Below are 12,634 nucleotides of genomic sequence, written 5' to 3' on the forward strand. Positions count from 1 at the left end.
AATAATGATAGTGGCAGTTGAATGAATCCTTGGATAATTGCAACTTTCTTTATATATTGATTTAATTTTGGAGCCTCATTAGTTTCAAATAAAGAGTTAGGGACAATAAAAAATAAATATCCATCTTCTTTCGTATGTTTCATGCTCTGTTCTATAAAAAGATGGTGTGAATAGGAGTGTCCTTCATCCGCCTTCAGTTCATAATTTGATGCTTCTACATCATTTGGATAATACCCTACAGGTAAATCACAAATAGTCACATCTACAGGATCGATTAATAATCTTTCTAAGCTATCCTGATTGTAGAACTGAATAGGGTGTTCCTGAAGATTTGCCTGAATATATGCTAGTTTAATTAACAGGTCATCAACATCTACACCATAGCTTGTTATCTCTTCAACTGTTGAAAGATAATTTAGAATAGTTGTAAGTAAATTCCCAGTTCCGACGGCAGGATCTAAAATTGAAAGTTCCTTTTTACCATCAATAAATTTACTAACTAAATACCCTAAAAATAACCCAATCGTATCTGGTGTCATTTGATGATTTGGATGAGCCCCATCTTTAAGCCCCTTTAATATTGCTAATTGATAGGCTTTTCGAATTTCTTCCTTCTCAAAGGAATTTATATCGATTGATTCATATTTACGCTTAATATTTTTTATAGTTACTTCACTCATATCCTCTTGGAGAATTGCTCCTTGAAACATGTTTTCTCCTGTTTCAGCTACCGCTTCTATATAAGTTAATTGACATTCCTTCGCAATAAGTTCAGCCGTTTCATTTATCACTGCAAACAAATTTTCTAATTTAGAAACTGTCTTCATTTCATTTCCTCCTCACCATCATACATAACCATTTTAGACATTGCTTAACTACAAGTCAAAAAATAAGAAGATTGGCGAGGATAAAAGATGGACACCAATCTACTTCCATCAAAAAAGACCGCCAAAAACGGCAGTCTTTTTTACAAATTATTTATTATTGTGCAGCTTTAGCAGCTTCAAGAGCAGCTTCGTAATTTGGATGATTTGTTGCCTCACTTACATACTCTACATATGTTACTTTATCATTTGCATCTACAACAAAAACAGCACGTGCTAATAAGCGTAATTCCTTAATGTGAACGCCATAAGCCTCACCGAATGAAAGATCGCGATGGTCCGAAAGTGTTTGTACATTTTCTAATCCGTTTGAAGCACACCATCTTTTTTGAGCAAATGGAAGATCTACACTAATTGTTAAAATTTCTACATTCTCTAATTTTGATCCTTCTTCATTAAAACGACGAGTTTGTGCATCACATACTCCGGTATCAATTGAAGGTACAACAGAAATCAAGCGTACCTTGCCCTTCGTATCCGCTAAAGTAACTGGTGCTAAGTCATTTGATAGAACCGTAAAATCAGGTGCAGTATCCCCCACTTTCACTTCATTTCCTAATAAAGTAACAGGGCTGTTTTTAAATGTAATTGAAGCCATTCCAAATTCCTCCTTTTAATTATGTACAGTGTAAATATAGCCTAGGTTTTCTCAATGATCAAATATTATGTTTACTTTTCTATTATTTCATCCTTCAACCAATTTGCCAATTACTAAAAATGAAATTCTTTTAACAACAAATCTAATAGAACAGCTAGTTCAGCAAATAAGCGTTCCATCTATTAAACAGCATTAAACAATATAGCATAAACCATCAAAAAAATAACTGCCTTAAGGGCAGTTAAAATTCTAAATCTTCTTTCTTCTGATTTTGATTTTGATTTTGATTAGCTTGATCACCAGAAGATTTATTGTCTTTATTCTTTTTAAACATTCCTTGAATTTTCTCAACGGTTTGAGGGGCCGCCTCAAGTATTTTTTCATATAGATGTGTACTTTCATCTAAATGTAGCATTTTTACCCCAGTAGAAGAAACAATTAAAAAGGCTATCGGTGTTATTGAGACTCCTCCACCGCTTCCGCCTCCAAATGGTAGCTTTGGTGAACTTCCTTCACCGCCACTATCACCATTCGATGCATTAAATTCACTTCCACCTGCTGCGAAACCGAAACCAACCTTTGAAACGGTTAATATTACACTTCCATCAGGTGTTTCAACTGGGTCACCAACGATTGTATTGACATCAATCATTTGTTTTAAGTTTTCCATGGCTGTTTTCATTAGGCCTTGGATTGGATGATCACTCATGTAGTATAGCCTCCTTTAGTTATCTAAAAAACCTGTCATTGTTCATAATTGTTGGAATCAATTAGACCAAATACTTATGATTGATTTGTATATGTTGAAAATTGTTTGCTTTTAAGCTTTGGTCTTCCGCCTTTCCAATATTTTATGAACTGTATACCCGCGTAAATAGCTTGCCCGATCCGAAATTGAAACATACATTCAAGTTTCATGCGAGAGCATACTTGATTGAATTCTGGTGTAATCGTCACATATGGGGTGGTTTTCACCTTCATATATTTCCCAATCAAGCTAATCACTCCACCTTTAATACCCCAGGCTGCACCAGTTATGATGCCGGTATGTGCTGCGTCACCTACACCTAACTGTGAATGCCATTCAAGCTTTATCACCTTTACTTTCTTTAAGAAGGAGCGAATAATACCGTGTAACCCCACAATATGTTGGGTTATTTCTCTAATGTCCTGCATGAAATGTAATGATTCCTCTGGAGTTACCTTTTCGGTTCCCTTTGCAACTGAATCATTGTTCTTTTCCTTCCCGACATTTTGCTTTTGTTTAACGACCAGATTAGCATCATCATCTATTTTCACAAGGGGAATCTCAATCGTATATCTTATTAAGCCAAACCAAGCACGCAGCTTAATTTTAAAATGATTATTGTCTTCTACATGTTGTATATCTACTGTTATTGTTAACTTTGTACAAAGAATGAGAATTATGAGGAAAAGAAATAGTAATAATAGATAAAAAATCCAATGCATCTTTTTCACATCCCTTCAAATTTCCATTATCACCTCCGAATTAAAAAATAAACCTTTTTATGCCATGAAAAAAAGCCTACTTTATAAAACAGTAGACTTTTTGTTTATTTCTTTTGTTACCTTTCCTGAGTATCTTCCAATAAATTTTTTCACTCATTCAGATTACGCAAATGTTTTGTATACAACTTTTCATGAAAAACCTGAGTATCCGCAAAAATATCATGCAGACCTTGTTTTTTCGGTGTAAATGCAACGACTAAATAAAGTATCCAAATTGTCTTTGAAATATATCGGCCAATCAATTCACGAAATAAAATTGTACCCCAATCTAACGTATTCGTCTTTGTTGAAACAACTTTAATTCCAAATATCATTTTACCTAAAGTTTGTTGAAAATACTTTGTCATAAGTACAAAATAGGCAAAAAAGATAAGAGATGCTGCAATTGACATTGGTGAAAAAATAAACCATTTCCCATCCCAGCCCAACAGATTAAATAACGGATTAACAATCATTCGATTAATACTACCGATAACAATTAAATCAATAATGTATGCCCAAAATCGAATCCAAAATCCAGCTAGAAGATGTTGATAATCTGAAATATGCTTCTTGTCTACCAGTAGATTCAAATGGTTGCTATTTTCATGATTTTCTATAGTTACATCCATCATCATCCCTCCTTATTCAGAATATAAATACATTAGTCTCGGAGAGTTTGAATTGGACATGAATTGATAAAGATTTTCAATCTCCTTATCGCCATTAAAAACTTTCCCAACACTCATCGATAATAAAGAATCTAAACCTAAGGATGAGCCATATTCAATGACCTGTGCATTTTCTATTTTCAAGTCCTTTTTCATTGCCGCAACAGTATCATCAAAATATCCAAGTTCATCAATTAAATTATTTTCCTTAGCTTGTCTACCATCGTAAATTCGCCCATCTGCAATTTTGCGAACATCTTCCTCTGATAACGAACGACCCTCTGCTATTACATTAACAAATCCTTGATACGCATTATCAACCATTGCTTGTAGAATTTTTCTCTCTTCCTCAGTCATTTCCCGTGTCGGGGAAAAAATATCTTTATATGGACCGCTTTTAATCGTTTCAACCTTTACACCAAATTTTTCTGCTAGTTCTCCATAATTAACTGACTGCATGATTACTCCTAAGGAACCTGTTAACGTATCAGGAGCAGCAAAAATTTTGTCTGCTGCAGTTGAAATATAATAGCCTCCTGATGCAGCTTGCGTCCCCATTGACACATATACCGGTTTCTTACTTTTTTCCTTTAATTCAATTAATTTCTTATGTATTTCAGCACTTTCAACAACACCGCCACCAGGTGAATTTACTCTAAGAATTACACCTTTTATGTGATTATCCTCACCTGCTGCCTCTATCATATCGAGAAACGTTTGATGGTTATAGCCTGGTGAGCTAAAAAAGGAAGTCACGTCCTCACCTGTATCCTGGATAACTCCATTAACGTTTAAAACTAAAATTTTATCAAGGCTCGTCCCCTCCTCAATAACCTCCTCTGAAAATTCAGCGTTTGCAGCAGCAAATGCTTCTGAAAACATTTCACTCTGATTTAAGAATGTAAAGGTAGTGCTAATAATAATTGAAAAGACGAACAATCCTGCCGCAATCCCAATTGCTCCCCATCTTTTACCATTCATACTTTCATCTCCTCCTTTATCAAATTATTATTTTCCATTGCTAGTGATCATTTTATTAGATAAAAGTGGTAAACTAAACAACATATAGTATTGTATCATTTTCATTAACAAAAGTGGAGAAATCACCCAATTATGAGGAGGTTTTAGGTCATGTCAGATCGTCGTAATGTATATTTTTTCTACAAAAAAGAGGATGTTCTCTTAGAAAAAGTCAATTCTATCATTGAGTTAGCAAAGGAGAATGATTTTCGAATAGTCGAAGATCATACAGTAGCAAATATTATTGTCAGCATTGGAGGAGATGGTGCTTTTCTTCAAGCTGTACGTAAAACAAATTTCCGCTCAGATTGTCTCTATGTAGGAATTGGTATTGATGAAACATTAAGCTTATATTGTGATTTCCATCTTGATGATCGTGATAAAATGATACAAGCTATTAAAGAGTCTCAAATTGAAGTAAGACGCTACCCTGTTCTTGAAGTAAAAGTTGATGATACGACATCTTTTAAATGTTTAAACGAATGTTCAATTCGTTCAAGTATTATTAAAACATTTGTTATTGATGTTTTTATTGATGAGTTACATTTTGAGACGTTTCGAGGTGATGGCATGTTAATTGCTACTCCAACGGGAAGTACAGCCTATAATAAATCAGTAAACGGTGCTGTTGTCGACCCAATGTTACGTTGTATTCAAGTAAGTGAGCTTGCTAGTTTGAATAATAATTTGTACCGCACTCTTGGTTCCTCGTTTATTTTAAGTGATAACCGAAATTTAACATTAAAGATTGTTCAAGATGGGAATGATTACCCAATTATCGGCATGGATAATGAAGCGTTAAGCATCCGTCACGTAAAAAAATTAGAATATAAACTAAGTGATACACCGATAAAAACAGTAAAATTAAAAGACAATTCCTATTGGGAAAAGGTAAAAAGAACCTTTTTATAAAAGTTTAAGATTACATAATTCATATCTCAAAGAGACTAATTTAGTCTCTTTGTTTTTATTTAAGCGTTATTAATCTTGTTATTTATTTCCTCCTTGCAGTGTTTGCTTTCGGTCAGAAAGCCGCCTCGGCGTTTGATAATCATCAAAAAGTAATCATGCGAAGTTAAATTATATGAAAAAGGACTTAAGATACGAATTCTTAAGTCCTTTAATATAATTACTTTTGTAATTTCATATCAATTTCACGTTGTCGCAATTCAATACGACGAATTTTTCCTGAAGTTGTTTTTGGTAATTCATTTGTAAATTCAATTTCTCGTGGATATTTATATGGTGCTGTTAATTGTTTTACATGATTTTGAAGCTTACGAATAAGCTCTGGGTCCTTTTGATTTTCCGGATTTCTTAACACAACATATGCTTTTACTACATTTCCTCTAATTTCATCAGGACTAGCAACAACAGCACACTCTTTTACTAAAGGATGTTTCACTAGAGCATCCTCAACTTCAAACGGCCCAATAGTATAGCCAGAACTTATGATAATATCATCGCTTCTTCCTTCAAACCAAAAGTAGCCATCTTCATCCATTCTTGCACGGTCACCTGTTACAAAGTAATCTTTTCTATATTGTTTAGCTGTTCGCTCAAAGTCTTTGTAATATTCTTTAAACAATGCTGGTGTATCTTTATGCACAGCGATATCTCCTATTTCATTAACTGCACATGGCTCACCTTCATCATTGATAATGACGACTTCATTTCCTGGTGTTGGCTTTCCCATTGATCCAGGCTTGATGTCCATTTCTTTTAAAACACCTACTAATAATGTACTCTCAGTTTGACCATAGCCGTCACGAACCTTTACATTGAACTTTCGCATAAATGTATCGATTACTTCACGGTTCAATGGTTCACCAGCTGATACTGCACTATGTAAGGTAGCTAATGAATAGTTTTCTAAATGTTCTACCTTTGCCATTAAGCGATACTCTGTCGGGGTACAGCACAATACGTTTACTTTGTACTCATCCAAAAGTGCTAAATATTTTTCAGGCTCAAATCTTCCATAATATACAAAGCCAGTTGCTCCTGAGCCTAAGACAGATAAGAAAGGACTCCAAACCCATTTTTGCCAGCCTGGCCCTGCAGTTGCCCAAACGATATCATCTTCATTAATACTTAGCCAATTTTTTGCTGCTGTTCTTAAATGAGCATACGCCCAGCCATGTGTATGAACTACACCTTTAGGATTACCAGTTGTTCCTGAAGTATAAGATATAAAGGCGGTACTTGTTGCCTTTGTTTTAACAATTTCCATTTCTGAACTTTGTTTAGCTGCTAGTTCCTCTAACGAAAACCAATCAGCTTCATTACCCTCAACTACAAATTTAACTAACTCGTTATATTCAGAAATTCCTTTAAATTCACTTGTATATAATCCATAGCTAATAATCGCTTTTACATCACCATGTGTTACTCGATATTGCAAATCTTTTGTACGCAACATTTCTGAGCTAGGTATGACAACTAAGCCTGCTTTTAATGCACCAAGATATACCGCATACGCTTCAATAATTCTTGGAATAACAACAAGAACTTTATCACCTTTTGTTAATCCTTTATTCATAAAGGCATTTCCTATCTGATTTGCCTTTTTCATTAATGCATGGTAAGTAATCTCTTTCTTTTCACCTTTATCATTTTCCCATTTTAATGCAATTTTTGTTGGCTCAGCCGAAAATTTTTCAATCTCTTCAACGAGATTGTAGTTAATCGGTGCAAGCAGCTCATCTCTTACCATAATTTCATCTCCTAATTTTTTAGTACCTTATTATTATACCTGATAATAAAAATAAATGAAATAATGATGCTTGCCTAGAGGAAATGGAATAGGTAAATCCAAAACTTGAAGAAGAGCATATAAATATGTAAGACATACCGGAATATTTAATCGTTTTTATACATCAAAAAGAGCAGGGAATATCCCTACTCTTCGTAGCCATTATCTATTAAATTATTGTTGTTGGAAAGAACCGCTCATTTGTTGTTGAGCAAAAGATACTAAACGCTTAGTGATTTCACCACCAACTGAACCGTTAGCACGTGAAGTAGTTTCTGCACCTAAGTTAACACCGAACTCAGAAGCGATTTCAAGTTTCATTTGGTCGATAGCTTGTTGTGCACCAGCGACTAATAATTGGTTACTGTTGTTGTTTTGTGCCATGTGTATCACCTCCTTGTGAGTATAGAATGTGTAATACACACGGCCATCATTCATCATATTATATGGTAAATATTCACATAGATTTCAGCAAAAGAATGACCTACTTATTATGCAAAGTCATTCATCCCTTTAAAATAAATGGGAAAATTCATCTTCTTTATTTTTTGTAATGATCATTGTTTCAACACGATTTACTGCTTCCATGACAAGCTCATCAAAATCAACAAAGCTTTCAAATCTTGATACTTTCTCAAGCTTTGGCTTTGTTTTAGGACTTGCAGGAGTGAAAATAGTACAGCAATCCTCAAATGGACGTACTGAAATATCATGTGTACCTATTTGTTTAGCGATTTCGATTATTTCCAATTTATCCATTGTTATAAGCGGTCGTAAGATTGGTGTACTTGTTACATCATTTATTGCAACCATACTTTCTAACGTTTGACTCGCTACTTGTCCAAGGCTTTCACCAGTTATTAAAGCTAGAGCCTGCTGCTTTTCTCTCAATATATCAGCAATTTTTAGCATCATTCTTCTAGTTGACGTCATTGTGTAATTTTCCGGTACTTGTGCTTGAATTTTTTCTTGAATAGCTGTAAATGGAACAATATGCAATTTGATACTTCCACCGAATACCGTTAATTCCTTTGTTAAATCGATTACTTTTTGCTTTGCACGCTCACTCGTATATGGAGGGCTAAAAAAGTGGATAACCTCTAATTCTACCCCTCTTTTTAACGATAAATATCCTGCTACAGGACTATCGATTCCTCCAGATAATAAAAGCATCCCTTTTCCACTAGAACCAACCGGTAGCCCACCAGCACCTTTGTAATCATAACAAGTAAGATAGGTTGCTTCTTTTCGAACCTCAACTCGAAGATTGATCGTTGGATTTTTTACATCTACAGTCAAATCCTCGGTATTGATTAAAATATGACTTCCGATTTGGTAATTCAATTCATTTGTATCAAGCGGAAATTGCTTGTTTGCACGTTTAGCTGTAACCTTAAACGTATCATGACGTTGATAGAGACTTTTGATTGCTTCTAATGCCTTTTCCTTGATAATATTGATATCACTTTCACATTTAATAGCAAGACTAAACGATTGAATTCCAAAGACATATTGGAGTCTTTCGATAATTTCTTCATGACGTTCATTATTAAGGTGAAGATAAAGTCTATCACGTGTCCCTTCATAATCTAAACCTGGGAAATCTGCTAGAACTTCTTTTATATTTCTTTTTAAACGGTCAACAAAGATACGACGATTTCTTCCTTTTGTAGATATTTCTCCATATCTTATTAAAATGTGATCAAAATTCATATTTTTACCTCATTACTTTTGATAATTTTATAATTCCATCTGAAAGTCTTTCGATAAACGGAGCTATTATTTCCTTCGATTGCTCAAATGAAAGACTAACCCTTATAGAGCTTGTAGCAATGTCTTGAGACTTGTTCATCGCTACAAGCGTATGACTAATTGACTTTCTACGCGATGAACAAGCAGATGTTGTTGAAACAAATATATTATGTTCCGATAAATAATGGACTAACACTTCAGCTTTAACTTTCGGCACCGAAAAATTAATAATATGCGGTGCTACCTGTTCAAATGGTGTGTTGACAATAACACCATCCATCTTTATTAATTCCCTCATCAACCTAGTCTGAATCTCTTTTAAAGTAGATTGTTTTTCTTTGAATTGCTCCATCGACATTCTTAATGCCTTTGCAAGGGCAATATTTCCTGCGAGACTTTCTGTCCCTGAACGCAGCTGCAACTCCTGAGAACCACCAGTAAATATCGGTAAAAGCTGGACACCTTTTCTTACAAATAATGCGCCCGTTCCATTTAACCCATGAAATTTATGTCCAGAAATTGTGCAAAGATCAATATTCACCCGTTTAAAGTCAAGCGGCACCTTCGCTACTCCTTGAACATGATCAACATGAAACAGGATATTTGGATAAGCTCTCAAAAGCTCACCTATTTCATTTATTGGCTGGATTGTTCCAACTTCATTATTTACATGCATAATCGATACAAGAATTGTGTCATCCCGTAATTCTTGTTTTAACTTGTCACAAGTAACATATCCATGTTCATCTACCGGTAAATAGGTTACTTCAAATCCAAATACTTCTTCTAATTGCTTAAATGTTTCTAGTACAGAGGGGTGCTCGATAAGGGAAGTGATTAAATGTTTCCCATTATTCTTGTTTGCAAATGCTGCCCCTTTAATCGCAAGGTTGTTTCCTTCCGTTCCTCCAGATGTAAATACAATCTCTTGCTCGTCAACACCTAATAAGTGTGCAACTTGTTTTCTCGTTTCAGTCAAAAGTGATTCTGCTTCACTTCCAAGTTTATGTAAGGAAGAAGGATTAGCAAAATAGTCCTTTGTCACTTGTGTAAATGTCGATATGACTTCAGGATATGGCATTGTAGTCGCACTATTATCTAAATACAACATTTTCGTTCCTCTTTCCAAATCAAAGTTAAAATTTTATCTGTCAATTTAAAAGTTTATGCTAATTTGTAATCATACCATATCGTTATGTGAAAAGAAAAAGATAGCTACCTCGAACAAAATCAGTCTAAACAAAGAAACAACATTAAAAAATAAAAAATACAGGTATGTCTTAAATAAAAGTTCATTTCTTTTATCTTTAGGACATCCCTGTATAGTTGATCATTCACGTTTGATCATTTATTAAAATCTTAATTTTCTTTAATGCACCAGGCTCAACCTGTTCAAGTGCACTTGCAGCCATTTCTAAAGACTTGCCATATTCTGAATTTCGAAACAACATTTCGGCTTCAGAAAACGATGAGGAAAGCTGCCTATTACGACTTCTATACCTGTTACCGTATTGGATGACTTGTTCCACGAGAAAGACTTGTTCAATAAGTTCCTCGGCAGTATTTTTAAATTCCTCCACCGTTTGTACCGTTTCCTCGAGTAATTTATTTACTGTAGTCATGTTCAATGGAATTTCTTCTAATTTCTCAGTAACCTTTTGGACCTCACGCTTAGCCTTATCTATTAGTTTAACGAAGTCTTCCGGTAAACCAGGAATATTGCTTTGCTGAACATTTCTAATCGTTTCTAGTAGGATTTGCTTTAAATGATTTAGACGCTCACGAGCCTCTAATTCGTCCTTCCTTAATGTTTGAAGCATTTCTCTATACTCATTATGTTCCTCAAACAGTTTATTAATTTGCTTTTCGATCTCTTCAAGCTCTTCTTTCATTATAGAATGTGCTACATGATCACTATCTAAACTTTGTTTAATATGTGCAAATTTCTTCTCTATTTGAGAAATCTGTTTTTCGATTAGTTTTTGCTTGTCTACTTCATTTTCAGAAAGCCGGTAACTTTGTTTTACTAATTCAGTTTCTTCTAATGTAGCCATTTTTTGTTCTGTTAATTTTGTTAATTTTTCATCGATAGTGCTTTTCTTTTGCTTTACAAATTGACTAGCTTCTACCTCTTTTTCAAGTAAATCATATATAGAATCGATTGCAATTTGCATTCCTTGAAGAGCCTCTGCAACTTCCTCTATCTCCGTTTCTTCAATTTGTTTACGGAATCCCTCTAATTGTTTTTTCATTCTCTCTATTTCTTGATCAACTTGGATATGTTCGAGAAAGTAACCATTTCCCACCATTTCTTTATAGCCATCTTCTAGCTCACTTAATAGATTAGGTTTTGTTATATTACAATCTGTTAAAAGCTTTGGTATTTCATTAACTTTTATTTGAAGAGCATTCAATTCTGATTTTAAACCTACTAATATTTTTCTTGCTGACAAATAATTTCCTTCATTTGTTTCTGAATCAAATTCCTTAAGAGAATCTGATATACCGGACAAAATTTGATCTAGCTTGTCATATGCTTTGCCAAATTGATGACTATGTGCCAATAACGTCTTTCTTAACTTTTTATATAATTCCTTTACTTCTTCACTTTCAACTTTATTTTTTTCTTCACTGGTAACTAGTTCATTAATTTCCTCAATAATTTTATCAATATTTTCATCTACAGTTATGAGAACATTTTCAATATGTTGAAGAACCTCTTTGGATTTTTTGAAACGATATTTATCAGCTAATTCCTCCGCTTCATAAAGAAGTTCCTCTACTTCTGGTAATTGGGTTGTAATGATTTCATCCCACTCACTTCTCCATTGTTCAAATAGTTCTTCAGCTTGACCAATCATTTTCAATTCTTTTACCTTGGATAATTCGTCAATAATTGACCTGTTCATAATTTCGATTTTCCAAGCTTCTAATCGGTCCACATCTTTATAAATATTTCTTCGTAATATGTATCCAACACCAAACAATATACATAAAAGAAGGATAAGTCCAATAATAACTTCCATAATGAGCCCCCTCGTTGTTACACAAAATCGTCATGACAGGAAAAAAACTCCCCACTGATGAAAGTTTCAACATCATGCTGATAAGCGTTATCGTGTCTATTATTAAAGATCATTTCTATCTCATTTATCGACTATGTTAAACACTTATTTACCGTTTCTACAAGTGTTCGTTTAAATCCGTAAAGTACTAATTCTATTAGTAGCTCCAATAGCCTCTATGTTTAATGAAGTTCGTCTAATAACTATATTAAATAACTACTTTGATTTAATATAGTTTCGGATCCATTCCGTTCTAAGAGATATGTACAATTTTTTAATGTTATTTCAATGTATTTATGATACCATGTAAACGACAATTTTTGACCAGAAATTTAATTTTTTTTGCATAATTTGTCCTACAAACTGGGAGAATTTTATTT

General features: G+C 33.9%; 12 protein-coding genes. 1 reads left to right on the forward strand and 11 read right to left on the reverse strand.

Annotated elements, in window-relative coordinates; translation table 11 throughout:
* The 6 genes from HU235_RS08945 to sppA all read right to left on the reverse strand — a co-directional run.
* A partial coding sequence (locus tag HU235_RS08945; protein ID WP_174879988.1) for a class I SAM-dependent methyltransferase occupies nt 1-827 on the reverse strand: 827 nt, incomplete at its 3' end.
* A gap of 154 nt (nt 828-981) precedes the next feature.
* Nucleotides 982-1,482 (reverse strand): thiol peroxidase, encoded by a 501-nt coding sequence (gene tpx / locus HU235_RS08950; RefSeq protein WP_095302873.1) that lies wholly within the window; start codon nt 1,480-1,482, stop codon nt 982-984.
* Between the two features lie 241 nt (nt 1,483-1,723).
* The gene (gene ytfJ / locus HU235_RS08955) at nt 1,724-2,191 is read right to left on the reverse strand and encodes a GerW family sporulation protein (RefSeq protein ID WP_174879989.1); all 468 of its coding nucleotides are present in this window, start codon (nt 2,189-2,191) and stop codon (nt 1,724-1,726) included.
* A gap of 74 nt (nt 2,192-2,265) precedes the next feature.
* Nucleotides 2,266-2,952 (reverse strand): DUF2953 domain-containing protein, encoded by a 687-nt coding sequence (locus HU235_RS08960; protein WP_174879990.1) that lies wholly within the window; start codon nt 2,950-2,952, stop codon nt 2,266-2,268.
* A gap of 149 nt (nt 2,953-3,101) precedes the next feature.
* A complete protein-coding gene (locus HU235_RS08965; protein ID WP_095302876.1) occupies nt 3,102-3,623 on the reverse strand; it encodes an RDD family protein in 522 nt (173 codons plus the stop codon).
* Nucleotides 3,624-3,635: 12 nt separating this feature from the next.
* Nucleotides 3,636-4,643, reverse strand: a complete 1,008-nt coding sequence (gene sppA / locus HU235_RS08970; RefSeq protein WP_095302877.1) for a signal peptide peptidase SppA — start codon at nt 4,641-4,643, stop codon at nt 3,636-3,638.
* Nucleotides 4,644-4,793: 150 nt separating this feature from the next.
* On the opposite strand from sppA, the gene HU235_RS08975 reads away from it, so the two are divergent.
* Nucleotides 4,794-5,594, forward strand: a complete 801-nt coding sequence (locus HU235_RS08975; RefSeq protein WP_095302878.1) for an NAD kinase — start codon at nt 4,794-4,796, stop codon at nt 5,592-5,594.
* A gap of 217 nt (nt 5,595-5,811) precedes the next feature.
* Here HU235_RS08975 and mbcS read toward each other — a convergent pair whose 3' ends face one another.
* The 5 genes from mbcS to ezrA form a co-directional block, all read right to left on the reverse strand.
* Nucleotides 5,812-7,398 (reverse strand): acyl-CoA synthetase MbcS, encoded by a 1,587-nt coding sequence (mbcS, locus tag HU235_RS08980; protein ID WP_174879991.1) that lies wholly within the window; start codon nt 7,396-7,398, stop codon nt 5,812-5,814.
* 213 nt (nt 7,399-7,611) lie between these two features.
* Nucleotides 7,612-7,821, reverse strand: a complete 210-nt coding sequence (locus HU235_RS08985) for an alpha/beta-type small acid-soluble spore protein (protein WP_095302880.1) — start codon at nt 7,819-7,821, stop codon at nt 7,612-7,614.
* Nucleotides 7,822-7,950: 129 nt separating this feature from the next.
* The gene (gene thiI, locus HU235_RS08990) at nt 7,951-9,150 is read right to left on the reverse strand and encodes a tRNA uracil 4-sulfurtransferase ThiI (RefSeq protein WP_095302881.1); all 1,200 of its coding nucleotides are present in this window, start codon (nt 9,148-9,150) and stop codon (nt 7,951-7,953) included.
* A 4-nt stretch (nt 9,151-9,154) separates the two neighbouring features.
* Nucleotides 9,155-10,300, reverse strand: a complete 1,146-nt coding sequence (locus tag HU235_RS08995; RefSeq protein ID WP_174879992.1) for a cysteine desulfurase family protein — start codon at nt 10,298-10,300, stop codon at nt 9,155-9,157.
* Nucleotides 10,301-10,523: 223 nt separating this feature from the next.
* Nucleotides 10,524-12,215 (reverse strand): septation ring formation regulator EzrA, encoded by a 1,692-nt coding sequence (ezrA, locus tag HU235_RS09000; protein WP_174879993.1) that lies wholly within the window; start codon nt 12,213-12,215, stop codon nt 10,524-10,526.
* Between the last annotated feature and the right edge of the window lie 419 nt (nt 12,216-12,634).

The sequence above is a fragment of the Metabacillus niabensis genome (assembly GCF_902829255.1).
GTDB classification, from domain to species: Bacteria; Bacillota; Bacilli; order Bacillales; family Bacillaceae; genus Metabacillus; species Metabacillus niabensis.